The following is a 15,608-nucleotide window of genomic DNA, read 5'->3' as shown; positions in this document are numbered from 1 at the left end:
AAGGGGTGGGGAAAGGTGTTGAAAAATGGGGCGGTTCCCCATATTATTAATGACGTCGACAGGCGGGGTGGTTCCCCGCGTACGTGCCATCTGAGTAACCGAGGGGAGGGCGCACATGGGAATGACTGGTGCATACGAGCGCAATCTCGATGCAAAAGGTCGTCTGTCCCTGCCTGCACCCCTTCGCGAGGAGCTTGGAGAGCACGTTCGCGTGTTCAAAGCCCTGGATGTCGATGCTCTGTACGTGTTCTCTGCCGAGGCCTTCGATAAGTGGGTCGAAGGACTCTTCGCGGGTCGTGAGGGCCACGAGGGTTTTAACCCGCGTGACATTAACGACCAGAAGCTCATGAGGGCGATCAACAAGCGCACTACGTCGATGGACGTGGATAGCGCCGGTCGTATCGGTCTTTCCGAGTCTCTCCGCAAGCAGGCGAACCTCGACCGCGAGGTCACGGTTGTGGGCAACTACGACCACCTTGAGGTTTGGGATCGCGCCGCGGCCGATGAGGACGATGACGATGAGGCCCTGCTGGACCTCTTCTTCTCGTAAGGGCAAGGCACGGGTAACGGATGGAGCGTGGGATCTTGACACAAGAATATCGGCATGAACCTGTCATGCTCGGCGAAGTGCTTGAGTCGCTGCGGCTAAAGAGCGGCTCCGTTGTCTGCGATTGCACCCTTGGCGGTGCCGGCCATTCGGTAAAGATGGCCGCGCAGGTGGGGGAGACGGGCCTTTTGCTCGGCGTCGATCAGGACGACATGGCCCTCGAGGCCGCTGGCGCCCGTCTGGACCGCGAGGTTCCCGGCGTTCCGCACCAGCTGCTGAAGGGCAACTTCGGCGACTTGGACGAGCTGCTTTGCTCGGCCGAGGTGCCCGGGGTCGATGGCTTCCTGTTCGATTTGGGCGTTTCGTCACCGCAACTCGATATCCCTGGCAGGGGCTTTTCGTATAACGAGGACGCCCCATTGGACATGCGGATGGATCCGGGTAATAACACCTTAAACGCAGCTGAGGTCATCAACACCTATAACGAACACGACCTCGCCCGGATTCTACGCGTCTACGGCGAAGAGAAGTTCGCCTCGCAGATCGCGCGCGAGATCGTGCGCCGCCGCGAGCAAGAACCGATCGAAACCACCGGCCAATTTGTCGAGATCATCAAGGCGGGTATCCCGGCTGCCGCTCGTCGGCATGGCGGACACCCGGCCAAGAAAAGTTTCCAGGCCATTCGCATCGAGGTCAATCACGAGCTCGATGTGCTCGAACGAGGGCTTGATGCCGCCACCAGGTGGCTCAACCCGGGCGGACGTATCTGCGTCATCTCGTATCACTCGCTCGAGGACCGTATCGTAAAGAATCACTTTAAGGAGATGAGCCAGGGGTGCACGTGTCCGCCGGAGATTCCGGTGTGCGTGTGCGGCAACGTGCCGATACTCAAGGTCATCACTCGCAAACCCTTGGTTGCCCAGCCTGATGAGGTTGAGCGCAACCCTCGGGCGAGATCAGCCAAAATCCGCGTGGCGCAGCGTCTGTAGGCGCGACCGCGCGATATTGGACCTCCCGCTCGCACCATAAACGAAGCTTAAACATACTACCAACGTACTCGGGATGGGAGGCGGCATATCATGGGCTACGACACTTCAAGCGCAGCACTCGCCTATGATATGAACGCCATGCCCGCCTATCGTGAGACGCCGCAGGCCCCCGTTGCTCCCCGTGAGCAGCGCACGCCGCGCTTTGATGTCTACACGGGCGCGGGCCGTCAGGCAAACCAGGCGGTAAGCCCGGTTTTCATGAGCGTTCTTAAAACGTTTTGCATCATTGCGGCTATCTTCATGACGATCGGCGTCGCCCGCGTGGCGCTCGCCGGCGTTACGGCCCAGGTGCTCAACAGCAACGCCGAGCTTACCAACACGCTCGAAAAGGCGACCGATGAGAGCTCCGACCTGGAGGTCATGCATTCGGTCTATGGCGCCGACACGCGCATTCGCGACCTTGCGGGCGCTTATGGCATGGTGGAGCCCAGCGAGAGCGTTACACTTGACTTTTCGCAGGATGCAGCCGCGGGCGCCAACGCGACCGCGACCGCTCAGTAGCAAGACGGTAGCTGAGTATGACAAATGACTATCGCCGCGGTTCCGATGGGGGCCGCGGTTCTGGACGTCCCTCGTCGCGGGGACGTTCTGGTTATCAAGGAACGGGTCGGCAATCTTACAACGCCGGGCAGTCCCGTGGCAACGACCCGGCGTCGCGACTTCGCGGCTCGGGCGGCCCTCAAGTGCATAACACCAGGTCGCGCAAGAGTTCGTCGACCGAATGGCTCACAGGCACGCCTCTGCCTCGCCGCAAAGCCGTCATGGGCTTCATTGGGCTTGGCTTGGGCTTGGGCGTCTTTCGCCTTGCCGACTATCAAATTGTCGAAGCCGATAAACTGCGCGAGCGTGCCGATGCGCGCCGCCTGCTTGCGCAGACCCTCTATGCCAAACGTGGCACCATCTACGACCGCAACGGTAACGTGCTAGCGTCGTCGGTCGAATGTCGCAACATCGCCGTGAACCCCCAGCTTGTCGAGGATGTTGACAAGACGGTGTCGGCGCTGGTCAAGGCAACTGGAATCGATAAAAAGACCTGCCGCAAGCTCGTTGAGTCCGATGGAACCTGGGTGTATATCAAGCGCCAGGTGGACGAAGACGACGCTGCGGCGCTGGAGAAGAAGAACCTGCCCGGCGTGCTTTTTGAGCAGGCCATGAAGCGCGTATATCCATACGGCAATCTGGCATCGCAGGTGCTGGGTGTAGTGAATGTAGACAACGACGGCTTGACGGGTCTCGAAAAGCAATACAACAAGCTTCTGACCGGCACGAACGGCTCTCTCGTACGCGAGCGCGCGAGGGACGGCAGCTATATCGCGGGCGGTGCCTATAAAAAGGTGGCTGCGGTCGACGGCGTTGATATCGTGACGACGCTCGACGTCAATATCCAGCGTGCGGCCGAGGATGCCCTGGCAGAGGCTGTGGAGAAGACAAAGGCCAAGAACGGCTCGGCGCTGGTCACCGATCCTACGACAGGCGAGATCTTGGCAGCCTGCTCGTATCCGACCTACGACCAGACCAATTTGGAAAACGCCAAGACCGAGGATATGAACCTGCGCCTGGTCACCGACGCCTACGAGCCCGGCTCGGTCTTTAAGACGCTCGTGGCGGGCGCCGGCTTCGACTTGGGTGTCGTGCGGTCGAGTACGTCGTTTGAGGTGCCGGCGAGCATCAAGGTGGGCGACGATACCGTCACCGATGCCGACAAGCGTGACTACGCCATGACCATGGATGTGCGCGAGATGATGCGCCGTTCGTCCAACGTGGGTTTTGTCCTGGTGGGGCGCAAGATCGGTGCCGACGACTTTGCCGCCTATGTGGACAAGTGGGGCATCGGTCACAGCTCTGGTGTCGATTTTCCGGGCGAGAGCCTGGGCATCGTCAAGGAGCGTGACCAGTATGACGGCGCCACGCTGGGCTCGATGAGCTTTGGACAGGCGCTGTCTGTCTCGCCGATTGAGATCGCACGTGCCGTGGGCGGCATCGCCAACGGCGGCGTGATGATGACCCCGCACTTCTATAAGTCCAGCAAAGGCGACGAGAAGGACTGGGGCGAAGGCGAGCGCGCGATTTCGGAGGACGCCGCATCCCAGGTGACATCGTGCATGCAGACGGTCGTGTCTGAAGGCACGGGCGTTGGCGGCGCAGTTGACGGCTATGACGTGGCGGGCAAGACCGGCACGGCCGAACGTGCCGACGAGAACGGCGGCTACCTCAAGGAGAACTACATGTCGTCCTTTATGGGCTTTGCACCGGCACAATCGCCCAAGGTGCTGTGCTATATCACGCTCGACGGAACGCCGAGCGGCTCAGATGCCGCTGCGGTGCCGTTCCAGTCAATTATGGCCAACGCGCTCGACGTGCTGGGTATCCCGCACACGAAGTAGGGGGTTACAATCTTTGGGGCGTGGTTTGTTGTCCCATATGAGGGGTGTTCACATGCCCTGCACCACGCATGCGCGGCGCTGGGATACAATACGCCGATAGCATTATTTAGGTTTACAGGGGAGCTGCAATGATAGAGATCGCCGTCAACAACCTCGCGGCCGCAACAGGGGCCCGAACCGTGACGGGAGAAGTCGATCTGGTATGCCGCGGGTGCGTTATCGACTCGCGCCAGGTCGAGGAAGGGACGATTTTCGTCGCCTTTCCCGGTGAAAACGTCGACGGCAATGATTATGCTTCCCGTGCCGTCCAGTCGGGTGCCGGCGCCGTCGTGATGACGCGTGAGCCCGAGGCCGAGCTGGTCTCGCTGGCGCAGGACAAGGGCTGTGCCATCTTGCTGACCGATGATCCCGAGGAGTTTCTGCTGCGTTTGGCGCACGCGTATCGCCTGGAGCTTGGCTGCCTGGTCGTTGGCATTACCGGTTCCATCGGCAAGACGACGACCAAGGACGTGCTCGCCGCTGTGCTCGCCAAGCGCTATCGTGTCTGGGCCACCAAGGGCAATTTCAATAACCTGATCGGCATGCCGCTCACGGTGCTTTCCGCTCCGGCCGATACCGAGGTTCTGGTGCTCGAGATGGGCATGAACCATTTCCACGAGATCGAGCGCCTGTCCCAGTCCGCCAATCCCAACCTTGCCATCGTGAGCAAGATCGGCACCTCTCATATCGGCATTTTGGGCAGCCGCGAGAACATCGCCCGCGCTAAGGCCGAGATTGTACAGGGCATGTGCGCCGCCGGCGACTATTTGCCGCTGCTGGTTTTGGGCGGCGAGGACGACTTTACGCCGTTCATTCGCGACACGTTCGCCCAACCTGCTGGTATCGACGTGATGCTGGCCGGCGTCTCGGACGATGATGAGGTCCGCGCCCGCGACGTTCGCGTTGATGACGAAGGCCGTCCGGTCTTTACGCTCGATTTTGGCCAGGGTGAGACGATCGATACCATGCTTGCCATCCCCGGCGTGCAGTCCGTTCCTAATGCCGTTAAGGCCGCCGCGGTTGCCTATCGCCTGGGCGTGACGCCCGAGCAGATCGATGCTGCCTTTAGGGGTCTCACGATCACCGGACACCGCCAGGAGATCAAGCGCGCCAAGAGCGGTGCACGCGTCATCGATGACTCCTATAACGCCAGTGCCGAATCCATGGCTGCTGGCCTCGATCTGCTGTGCTCGCTTTCGTGCACGGGGTCTCGCATGGCGATCCTGGGCGAGATGGGCGAGATGGGCGATGAGGCTCCTCGCATGCATGAGCTCGTGGGCGCCTATGCCGCCGCCAAGAAGCTCGACATGCTGGCGTGCGTGGGTGGTGAGCTGGCCCAGCTTATGGCCGATGCCGCACGCATGATGGGCATGGACGAGGACCGCATCCAGGTGTTCTCCGATTATCAGCAGGTGCTCGACCGCATGGGCGGCGCGCTTGAAAAACATGATGTTGTACTGGTCAAGGGTTCCCGCTTTGTTGAGCTCGACCGCTTTGTGGAAGGTGTGTGCTAGCCCATGTTCGGCAATCCCTCGTATCCAACGTATCAGGCTTTTTTGGGGCTTGGCATCGCCGCAGCCATTGCGCTGCTGCTCATGCCGTGGTGGATCAAGCTGCTCAAGGTCGAGGGTATCGGCCAGCAGGTTCGTGCCGACGGCCCCAAGCGTCATTTGGTTAAGCAGGGAACGCCCACCATGGGTGGCGTTGTCATCCTCGTCGCGATCTCGCTGACCTGCCTGCTGATGGGCAAGCTCACCACCGAGCTCGTACTCGTACTGCTCGCCACGCTGGCGACCGGCGTGCTGGGCCTGATCGACGACCTGACCTCCGTTACGCATGGGCGCTCGCTCGGTCTGACGCCTCATGCCAAGATGATCGGCCTAACCATTATCTGTGTCACCTTTACGGTACTTGCCGTCAACTGGTGCGGCGTCGCCCCCGAGATTTGTTTTCCCGGTGGGTTGACGATCGACCTTGGCGTGCTTTCGACCACCATCTGCGGCTATTCGTTCCCGTGGCTCTATATTGTCTTTTGCTGGCTGATGATTGCCGGTCTTTCTAATGCCGTGAACCTGACCGATGGCCTTGACGGTCTTGCTGGCGGCACCTCCATGATCGCCATGCTCGCCATGGCTGCCATGGCGTTTTTGCACGGAGACGTGAACCTGTCCATCTTCTGTACCGCGTGTGCCGGTGCCTGCTTGGGCTTTCTGTGGTTCAACTGCTATCCGGCGAGCATCTTTATGGGCGATACCGGCTCGCTTGCTCTGGGCGCCGCGTTTGCCTGCACGTCCATCATGACCAACACCGAGGTCGTCTCCCTCATCATCGGCGGCCTGTTTATCGTTGAGACCCTGTCGGTCATGATTCAGGTTGTCTACTTCCATTTTACGCACAAGCGCGTCTTCCTTATGGCGCCCATCCATCATCATTTCGAAAAGAAGGGTTGGGCCGAGACCAAGGTCGTCATCCGTTTTTGGATTATCGCTGCGGCATTTGGTGCCGTTGGCCTTGCTCTGTTCTGCCAGTTGGGATAGTGGTCTTTCATGTCTCTTGCTGATGTCTTTAGCTTGCTCGTTTTGGGTCAGGGCAAATCCGGTCTCGATGTCGCCCGCTGGGCGCTGGCACATCCAGAGCGCGTAAGCGCCGTTACCGTGTATGGCGGCGGCACCTCTGAGCCCAATGACGCCACGCGTGCGCTCGAGGCTGCCGGTGCGTCGTTTGTCTATGGGACCGAACAGGTCGAGGGCGCCTATGACGTATGCGTGACGTGCCCGGGCATCTCGGAGTTCTCGGGCTTCTTTAAGGCCGGGCGCGAGCATGCCGCCCAGATTATGGGTGAGCCCGAGTTTGCCTATCGCCTGTCGCCCGATAACTGGATTGCCATCACGGGCACCAACGGCAAGACGACCACCACGTCGCTGACCGATTATCTGCTCAAGGCTTCCGGTGAGGCCAGTGTAGCTGTCGGCAACATCGGTGAGCCGCCTATCAACGAGATTGACGGCCGAGCCCACAACGAGTGGTTTGTGGCTGAGCTCTCGAGCTATCAGATTGCTACGACCACCGAGCTCCACCCTCGCGTGGCAGTGCTGCTCAACATCACTCCCGACCACTTGGGCTGGCATAAGAGCCATAAGAACTATGCGCTTGCCAAGATCAAGCTGTTTGACAATATGGTCGATGACGATCTGGTGGTTGTCGACGTCGAAGACGCCGGCATTCACGAGTTCGATGAGTACATCTATAAGCCGGGTCGCCGCATCTGCAAGGTCGCTTTTGACGAGCCCGAGGGTGCAGACGCCGCCTTTGTGCGCGACGGCAAAATGGTCGTGCGCCTGAAGGGCGTCGAGACTCAGCTTGTCGCCACGTCCGAGCTCAAGATTTCGGGCCACCACAATGTCATCAATGCCTTATGTGCCGCCACGGCTGCTCTGGCCGTCGGTGCCGATGTCGATGGTGTCCGCCGCGGTCTGGCCTCGTTCCAGCCGCTCGAGCATCGCGTGGAGCCGTGCGGCGAGATTGACGGTGTGCGCTACGTCAACGATTCCAAGGCGACCAACACCGACGCGGTCGAGAAGGCACTGACGGCATTTCCCGATGACGACGTGATCTTGCTGCTCGGCGGCCACGATAAGGGCACGCCGCTCACGGACTTCGCGCGCGTTGTTATGGATAACGTGCGCTCGGTCGTCTGCTTTGGCGATGCGCGCGAGCGCTTCACCGCCGCTATGGACGAGGCCGATGTCGATGGCGATGTGGATATCGCCCAGGCGGATGACCTACGCGATGCCGTGGACGTTGCCCGTTCGCTGTCGAGCCGTGGCGACGTGATCTTACTTTCTCCTGCCTGCTCTTCGTTCGATGAGTTCTCGGGCTATGAGGAGCGCGGCCGCGTGTTTAAGGACTATGTGGCCCAGCTTGCCGCTGCAGCGAAATCGCAAATGGAATAGGGGTTGCCGGTGAGAGAGGAGAGCCCCCGACAAGGTATGAGGACGCCCGACTCGGACCGTGCTTCCTCGCGGCGTAGCACACCGCGTTCCGGTCGCGGCGGGCAGTCGTTTAGCGAACGCTATATTGCCGGCGTTCCCGCCCGCATCATGCGCCCCCGTCTGATATTCATGGCCTGTCTGTTTATCTTGGTGTGTTTTGGCCTGCTGATGGTGTACTCGGCGTCTTCGGTCGAGGCACTGCACGAGAATGGCTCAGCGACGTTTTTTCTGGGTCGACAGGCTGCGTTTGCCGTGGTTGGTGTTCTGGCGCTGATTGCCATCGTGCGCGTTTTGCCGGACAGCTGGTTTGGGGAGGATGTGCTCAGGATCTTCCTCATAGGCATGATAGGGCTACTGTTTCTGGTGTTCTTGGTGGGCAGCGGCAGCCGTGGCGCCACGCGCTGGCTCAACATCGCCGGCATTCAGTTCCAGCCTTCCGAGTTTTTAAAGCCATTTGCCATTGCGTATTCGGCCATCATGCTTGATCGCTTCTTTTCGCCCGGTGGCAACATCAACGAATTCCTTCGCAAGATGGGCATCTACCTGGGCATTTCGCTCTTTCTGATCTTTATCCAGCCCGATTTCGGTACCGTCCTGATCATCCTGCTGACCCTCATGTGCATGGCGTTGTTTGCGGGTCTCGACCCGAGATTTATCATCGGCGTGCTAATCTTCGGCATTCTCGTGATCGTGATTGCACTTGTCGCAGAGCCGTACCGTATGGTGCGTATTCAGGTTGCCTTGAACCCTTGGGCTGATGAGTATGGTGACGGCTATCAGGCCACGCTTGCCATCATGGCCTTTGCCTCGGGCGGTCTGTTCGGCCGTGGCATCGGCAACTCAACCATGAAGTACTCGTATCTGCCCGAGGCGCACAATGACTACATCCTGGCCATCATTGGCGAGGAAGTCGGCTTTGTCGGAACCGTGCTGTTCTTCTTGGTGTTTGCGATGCTGATCTACTCGGCGTTTCGCATTGCCGAGCAGGCGACCGATCGTCGGGGCGCGCTTATGGCGTCTGGCTCCGCGGTCATTCTCGCGGTGCAGTTTTTGATTAACGCGCTTGGCATCCTCAACGTGTTTCCCATGACGGGCAAACCGTTGCCGTTTATTAGCTACGGCGGTTCGTCGATTATCGTGTCGCTTATGCTTGCCGGGTTGATTCTGCGCGTTTCGTACGAGAGCGCCCGCCGCGATGAGTATGACCGCCGCCGTGAGAGCTTTGCCGTTATGGACGAGAGCACCGCCGGCGTGGCCCACGTGCGCGGTGAACGACCTTCGCGTAGCGGCTTTACCGTTCTGGATGGCTCTGCGACCGAGCCGGCAGCTCGTCCACGTCCGCGGACGGCGCCGCAAGGTCGTCCGCAGCGCCCCAGTCCTCGCAGTGCGGGCGGCGGATATAATCGAATCGATTTGAACTCGGACCCGTCGGCGCGTTTGCGCACCGACGACCAGGGACCGCGTGTACGAAGGGACTACCATGACCGATAAGATGACCGTTGCTATTGCAGCCGGCGGCACGGCAGGACACATTAACCCCGCGCTCGCTTTGGCCGAGGAGCTGCATGACCGTGGCCACCACGTTGTGTTCGTGGGCCAGTCGCGCAAGCTCGAGGGTCGTCTGGTCCCCGAGGCTGGGTTTGATTTTGTGCCCATTACGGTCACGGGCTTCGACCGCTCCCGTCCCTGGACAGCGCTGACCTCGCTGTGGCGTGTCAACAAGGCCAAGCGTGCGCTCGCCAGTCATTTCTCAAAGGTCGGCAAGCCCGATGCTGCCATCGGTTTTGGTGCCTATGTCGAGGTTCCGCTGCTGGGGTGGTGCAAGGGCGCAGGCGTTCCGTATCTGCTACATGAGCAGAACTCTGTTCCGGGCCTGGCCAACAAGATGATGAACTCCCACGCCGCTCGCGTGTGCATCTCGGTGCCGGCAGCGCGCTCGGTCTTTGAGCGCGAAGGTGACCCTGACCACGTGCTCATGACCGGCAACCCCGTACGTCGCTCGGTGATCGAGGGCGATCGCGCTCGCGGCCGCAAGGCACTTGGCGTTCCCGAGGACGCTACGCTGCTGCTCGTCTTTGGCGGTTCACTTGGCGCCCAGCACCTCAACGAGCGCGCGGTTTCGCTCAAAAACGAGCTGCTTTCGCGCAAGAACCTCTATGTGTTGCATTCGACGGGTGCCGACGGCTTTGAGGAGACCGAGCGCGCTTTGGCGCTGACGCCCGAGGAGGCGAAGCGTTACCGCGTCCAGCCTTACATCGACAACATGGGCGATATGCTGGCTGCTGCCGATTTGGTGCTCTCGCGTTCGGGTGCATCGAGCGTGGCCGAGATCGCTGCGCTCGCCGTGCCCTCGATACTCGTGCCGTATCCGCATGCGACGGCCGACCACCAAACCACCAATGCCCGTTATCTGGTCGACGCCGGGGCCGGCGTGCTCTGTGCCGATGCCGATATCGACGGTTCTGCCTTTGCCGATGAGCTGCTGCACCTGGTCGATGACGCGGCAGAGCGCGACGTCATGCGTCAGGCGGCGCGTGGTCTGGCTCAGGATAGGGCCGCCGCTCTTCTGGCCGATGCGGTAGAGGGTTTGCGTTAGTTAGACGGGATATCGTCGGTCGCCCTCGCGCTGATGCGGTAGGTGCGGTACAGTTAACGGGTTACAGGCAGTGTTTACGCAAGGAGTACACGAGCACATGGCTGATTCCCAGACTGCAACCTCCGCGCCCGAGTTTAAGAGCGCCCACTTTATCGGTATCGGCGGCGCCGGCATGAGCGGCATCGCCCTCGTTCTGCACGAGCGCGGTTATGCCGTTACCGGCTCCGACCTTAAGACGTCACGTTATATCCGCCAGCTTACCCGCGCTGGTGTGAAGGTGCACGTGGGCCATGAGGCAGCCACGATCGACGAGGTCAAGCCCGACGTGGTTGTTGTCTCCACCGCTATTCCGGAGTCCAACCCTGAGCTCGTTCGCGCTCGCGAGCTTGGTATTCCCGTGTGGCCCCGTGCCAAGATGCTCTCTGCTTTGGGCCACGGCTACACCACCGTCGCTGTTGCCGGCACGCATGGCAAGACCACCACGTCTTCGATGTGCGCCACCATGCTCGACCGCATGGGTCTGGATCCGAGTTTCTTGATCGGCGGCATCGTTGAGGGCTATGACACGAACGGCAAGAACGGCTCGGGCGACTACTTTGTCGCCGAGGCCGACGAGTCCGACAGCTCCTTTCTGTTCCTGAACCCCAACGTGGTCATTGTGACCAACGTCGAGGCCGACCACCTCGATCACTACTCGGGTATCGAGGAGATCGAGGCAACTTTCGCCAAATTCATGAGCCTGGTGGGCGAGGACGGCACCGTCATCGTCTGCGGCGAGGACCCGCATCTGGTCGAGCTCGCCAAGTCGACGGGCCGTCACGTGCTTTCCTACGGCTTTGCCGAGAGCAACGACATCGTCTGCGTGCACCCGGATGTCAAGGGCATCCAGAGTGACTTTATCGTTCGCTTTGAGGACGGCACTGAGCACGCTGTGGAGATCAAGAGCAATCCCGGTCGCCACAACATGCTCAACGCCACGGCCGTGCTCACCGTCGCCCATGTCCTGGGCCTTGACATCGACGCCGCCGCCAAGGCGCTCTCGAGCTTTGAGGGCGTCCGCCGTCGCTTTACCCACGTGGGCGATATCGATGGCATCACCGTGGTCGATGATTACGGCCATCACCCCACCGAGATCAAGGCGACGCTTGCCGCCGCTTCGTCGCTGGGCTACAAGCACGTCGACGTCGTGTTCCAGCCGCACCGCTATTCGCGCCTGCAGGCCCTGTGCGACGACTTTGCCGATGCATTTGCCAATGCCGATAAACTGCTGCTGATCGATGTGTTCTCGGCTGGCGAGATGCCCATTCCGGGTGTCACCTCTAAGATGCTCGCCGATACCGTGCGCGCCAAGCATCCTGGCAAGGAGGTCGTGTACTGCTCCAGCCGTCTTGAGCTCAATCAGGAGCTCGAGCAGATGGTGGGCGAGGGCGACCTGCTGCTCACCATGGGTGCCGGCGACGTTACGACCGTCGGTCCCGAGTTCATTGAGTATCTGACTGCCAAGAAAGACGCTTAAGTCTAATGGGTCTGTTTAACGCCGTCATGGCGCTCTCGGGCATGATCGACACGGATGTGATCGAGGACGAGCGCCTTGCGCGTCATACGAGCTATCGTATCGGCGGCAAGGCCGACCTCTTTGTGACGTGCCATAGCTATCATGCCCTCCGCCGCGCCGTGGCGGTGCTCGATCGCGAGCAGGTGCCGTGGGTCATCATCGGCAAGGGCTCCAATCTGCTGGTTGCCGATGGCGGTTATCGCGGTGCCGTCATTTCGCTCGGACGTGAGTTCCAGCGCACGGTTGTTGCCGATGACGGTTGTACGCTGACGGTCGGTGCGGGCGTGATGTTTGCGCGCCTGGTCAACGATGCCCTGTCGCGTAGCCTCTCGGGCCTTGAGTTTGCCGTTGGCATTCCTGGTTCGGTCGGCGGTGCGATATCTATGAATGCCGGCACGCGGACCGAGTGGATTGGCTCGCTGGTTGAGGATGTCGTAACGTTTGACCCGGCATCCGGTATCAAGCATTATGCGGGGTCCGAGATCACTTGGGGCTACCGCGAATGTAGCCTTCCCCGCAATGAGATTATCCTCGAGTGCGTGCTCAAGCTTAAACCGGCGCCCAAGGCCGACATTCGCGAGCGCATGGAGTGGTACCTGACGAGGCGCAAGCGTACGCAGCCCATGGGTCGCGCATCCTGCGGGTCGGTCTTTCGCAACCCGCCCGATGCGAGTGTGGGCAAGCTTATCGAGGATTGTGGATTAAAGGGTTTTTCGATTGGCGGCGCGGAAGTTTCGCCCGTTCACGCTAATTTTATCGTTAATAACGGAACTGCCTCGGCCGATGACGTTGCCGCGGTTATCAGACATGTGCACGGAAAGGTGAGGGAGGCGTATGGCATCGAGCTCAGACCGGAAGTTAAATTCCTCGGCTTCTAGAGCATCGAAACCCACCTTCCGCCGCGCCGGAGGGCGTTCCGGCGCGCCTGCCAAACCTCAACGCAATACCGTCGCGCACTCTAAGTCTGTCGGGCATGCTCGACAGACCAGTCGTCCGGTTGTCGGCTCGCAGCTCGGTAATCGTCCGGCCGCAAAAAAGTCCTCGCGTCCCTCGGTGACGTCAAAGCCTGTTATGGGCGCCAAACCCGCCCGTCCCATGGCAACTCCTAAGCCCTCGACGGGAACTAAAGCGCCGCGTCCAGGTCGCACGCTGGGCGCATCGAAACCGCGCTCGCTGACATCGGTGCCGGCTACCGCCAAGAAGCCTTCGGGTAAAAAAAGCGTCAACCCGTTATCTTCACTTGGGGCGATGGTAAATAAAACATCAGACGCCGCTTCTGTCGTTGCAGGCAAAGGCAAAATCGTGGGCGGCGTTCTGGCCGCCTTGGCCGTGCTCGTCGTCGTTGCCATCGTGGTGATCAACTCTGGATTGTTTACCGCCACTGATATTCAGATTCAAGGCAGCGAGCATGTGACGAAGCACGATGCTATCCAGCTGATCGATTTGCCCGAGGGAACGTCGCTTTTTAACGTCGATCCCGACCAGATTACCGAGGACCTCAAGCAGAATCCGTGGGTCTCGGGCGTGGATGTCCAGCGTCAGTTCCCGCATACGCTCATCATTACGCCGATGGAGCGCAAGGTCATCGCAATTGCCTATATCAGTTCCGATGACCTTGCCTGGGCCATCGGGGATGATGACACCTGGATCGCCCCACTGTCGACGTCGGTCGAAGTGGACGACCAAGGCAACGTCATCACGACAGGGCAGGGCTCAAATACCTTGACCGGAATCGATGCCGCGCTGGCGCTCGCTAAGCACTATGGCGCGGTGTTGTTGACTGATGTCTCGGCGGATGTCGCTCCGGTTTCCGGCCAGGCGGTGAGCTCCAAGGCCGTTAAGGCTGGCTTGGATTATGTGCGTGGTTTTTCGAGCGAGTTCTTGGGACAAGTCAAGGATATTTCCACGCCTTCGGTCGAAGCCATCTCGGCAAACCTCAATAACGGCATTGAGGTGTCGCTGGGCGATTCGAACGATATCGTCAAGAAGGAGCGCGTAGTCACCAAGCTGCTTTCGCAGGTAGAGGGCGTAACGTATATCAATGTGCGCTCTCCGGGTAACTATACATTTAGGAACGCTCCGACCTCGTAGCGCTGGTTGATGCTTTGTTGAGGGGCCATACCACGCCGTTTATCTGGTTTGTTTGGTTTTCACGGTCAATTATTTGACTGATACGTTCATAATGTGCAAACATAATACGGTTTACCTTTGCATTTACTTTCAACCTGAAGGTTAATGTGCGCAGGGGTCGACCCATGCTATGGCTATAACCTTTGTTCGGAGGACCGACATGCACGAGACAGAGATCAACAACTACCTTGCCGTCATTAAGGTGGTCGGCGTCGGCGGCGGCGGTACCAACGCGGTCAATCGAATGATCGAAGAGGGCATCCGCGGCGTCGAGTTTGTTGCCATCAACACCGATGCTCAGGCACTCGCGATCTCTGATGCCGATATCAAGGTGCACATCGGCACCGACCTTACCCGCGGCCTGGGCGCCGGCGCCAACCCCGAGGTTGGCCGCAAGGCTGCCGATGAGTCCCGCGACGACATTGCCGAGGCGCTCGCTGGCGCCGACATGGTGTTCATCACCTGCGGCGAGGGCGGTGGCACCGGTACCGGCGCTGCTCCCATCGTTGCCGATATCGCGATGAACGAGGTCGGTGCGCTGACCGTCGCCGTCGTGACCAAGCCCTTCACCTTCGAGGGCCGCAAGCGCAAGAAGAGCGCCGAGGAGGGCATTAAGACCCTCTCCGATTGCGTCGACACCATGATCGTCATCCCTAACGATAAGCTGCTCGACATCGCCGAGAAGAAGACCACCATGCTCGAGGCCTTCGCGATTGCCGATGGCGTCCTTTCCCAGGGCACCCAGGGCATCACCGACCTCATCACCGTCCCCGGTATCATCAACCTGGACTTCGCCGATGTTAAGACCATCATGAAGCAGGCCGGTACCGCCATGATGGGTATCGGTACCTCTTCTGGGGACACCCGTGCCGTCGACGCTGCCCAGCAGGCCATCTCCAGCCCGCTGCTCGAGAGCTCCATCGATGGTGCCACGCGCGTGCTGCTCTCCATCGCCGGTTCCAAGGACCTGGGCATCCAGGAGATCAGCGACGCCGCCGACGTTGTCGCCAACGCCGTCGACCCCGAGGCCAACATCATCTTCGGTACCGTTGTCGACGAGTCCCTGGGCGATCAGGTGCGTATCACCGTCATCGCTACGGGCTTCTCCGACTCCAACGTCAACCGTCAGGACGAGCTCTTTGCTGCTCAGCAGTCTCAGAGCAAGGCCGCTGCCTCCGCTGAGCCGCAGCGCACCGCTCCTGCCACGAGCCCGGCTCAGGCCGCTCCGACCCGCAACGTCGGTGGCACCGAGCTTCCTAACTTCGGCAACGATCAGTTCGAGCTTCCCGACTTCCTGAAGCGCGGCAGCTTCTAAG

At 60.3% G+C, this 15,608-nt stretch carries 13 protein-coding genes; all 13 read left to right on the top strand.

The annotated features are described in order from the left end of the window. Positions 1-115: 115 nt before the first annotated feature. The 13 genes from DW754_RS06265 to ftsZ all read left to right on the top strand — a co-directional run bounded on the left by DW754_RS06265 (position 116) and on the right by ftsZ (position 15,607). The gene (locus DW754_RS06265; protein WP_006234269.1) at positions 116-550 is read left to right on the top strand and encodes a division/cell wall cluster transcriptional repressor MraZ; all 435 of its coding nucleotides are present in this window, start codon (positions 116-118) and stop codon (positions 548-550) included. A gap of 20 nt (positions 551-570) precedes the next feature. Then, on the top strand, positions 571-1,536 hold the full coding sequence (gene rsmH, locus DW754_RS06260) for a 16S rRNA (cytosine(1402)-N(4))-methyltransferase RsmH (RefSeq protein ID WP_006234266.1): 966 nt from the start codon (positions 571-573) through the stop codon (positions 1,534-1,536). A 90-nt stretch (positions 1,537-1,626) separates the two neighbouring features. Further along, positions 1,627-2,097 carry a hypothetical protein gene (locus tag DW754_RS06255; RefSeq protein ID WP_117758735.1) on the top strand — a complete coding sequence of 157 codons (471 nt, stop codon included), beginning with the start codon at positions 1,627-1,629 and terminating at the stop codon, positions 2,095-2,097. A 182-nt stretch (positions 2,098-2,279) separates the two neighbouring features. Then, on the top strand, positions 2,280-3,980 hold the full coding sequence (locus tag DW754_RS06250; protein ID WP_332068160.1) for a penicillin-binding protein 2: 1,701 nt from the start codon (positions 2,280-2,282) through the stop codon (positions 3,978-3,980). A gap of 128 nt (positions 3,981-4,108) precedes the next feature. After that, positions 4,109-5,533 carry a UDP-N-acetylmuramoyl-tripeptide--D-alanyl-D-alanine ligase gene (murF, locus tag DW754_RS06245; protein ID WP_117758734.1) on the top strand — a complete coding sequence of 475 codons (1,425 nt, stop codon included), beginning with the start codon at positions 4,109-4,111 and terminating at the stop codon, positions 5,531-5,533. Between the two features lie 3 nt (positions 5,534-5,536). Further along, on the top strand, positions 5,537-6,556 hold the full coding sequence (mraY, locus tag DW754_RS06240) for a phospho-N-acetylmuramoyl-pentapeptide-transferase (RefSeq protein ID WP_117758733.1): 1,020 nt from the start codon (positions 5,537-5,539) through the stop codon (positions 6,554-6,556). Between the two features lie 9 nt (positions 6,557-6,565). Continuing rightward, entirely contained in the window at positions 6,566-7,972 is a 1,407-nt protein-coding gene (gene murD / locus DW754_RS06235; RefSeq protein WP_117758732.1) for a UDP-N-acetylmuramoyl-L-alanine--D-glutamate ligase, read from the top strand. Positions 7,973-8,008: 36 nt separating this feature from the next. Next, positions 8,009-9,502 (top strand): putative lipid II flippase FtsW, encoded by a 1,494-nt coding sequence (gene ftsW / locus DW754_RS06230; protein ID WP_117758731.1) that lies wholly within the window; start codon positions 8,009-8,011, stop codon positions 9,500-9,502. Continuing rightward, positions 9,492-10,607 carry an undecaprenyldiphospho-muramoylpentapeptide beta-N-acetylglucosaminyltransferase gene (gene murG, locus DW754_RS06225; protein WP_117637519.1) on the top strand — a complete coding sequence of 372 codons (1,116 nt, stop codon included), beginning with the start codon at positions 9,492-9,494 and terminating at the stop codon, positions 10,605-10,607. The genes ftsW and murG overlap by 11 nt, the downstream gene beginning before the upstream one ends. A 97-nt stretch (positions 10,608-10,704) precedes the next feature. Further along, positions 10,705-12,123, top strand: coding sequence for a UDP-N-acetylmuramate--L-alanine ligase (gene murC, locus DW754_RS06220; RefSeq protein WP_099431529.1), 1,419 nt, complete (start codon positions 10,705-10,707; stop codon positions 12,121-12,123). 5 nt (positions 12,124-12,128) lie between these two features. Then, positions 12,129-13,040 (top strand): UDP-N-acetylmuramate dehydrogenase, encoded by a 912-nt coding sequence (murB, locus tag DW754_RS06215; RefSeq protein WP_118072004.1) that lies wholly within the window; start codon positions 12,129-12,131, stop codon positions 13,038-13,040. Between the two features lie 424 nt (positions 13,041-13,464). Beyond that, on the top strand, positions 13,465-14,253 hold the full coding sequence (locus DW754_RS06210) for a cell division protein FtsQ/DivIB (RefSeq protein ID WP_227790121.1): 789 nt from the start codon (positions 13,465-13,467) through the stop codon (positions 14,251-14,253). A gap of 199 nt (positions 14,254-14,452) precedes the next feature. Continuing rightward, positions 14,453-15,607 (top strand): cell division protein FtsZ, encoded by a 1,155-nt coding sequence (ftsZ, locus tag DW754_RS06205; RefSeq protein WP_022094491.1) that lies wholly within the window; start codon positions 14,453-14,455, stop codon positions 15,605-15,607. Position 15,608 lies beyond the last annotated feature (1 nt).

Origin of the sequence: Collinsella sp. AM29-10AC (assembly GCF_003469085.1) — a bacterium.
In the GTDB taxonomy this organism is placed as follows: Bacteria; Actinomycetota; Coriobacteriia; order Coriobacteriales; family Coriobacteriaceae; genus Collinsella.
The sequence above is the reverse complement of the archived record's forward strand: the minus strand, read 5'-3'. Positions and strand labels throughout refer to the sequence as shown.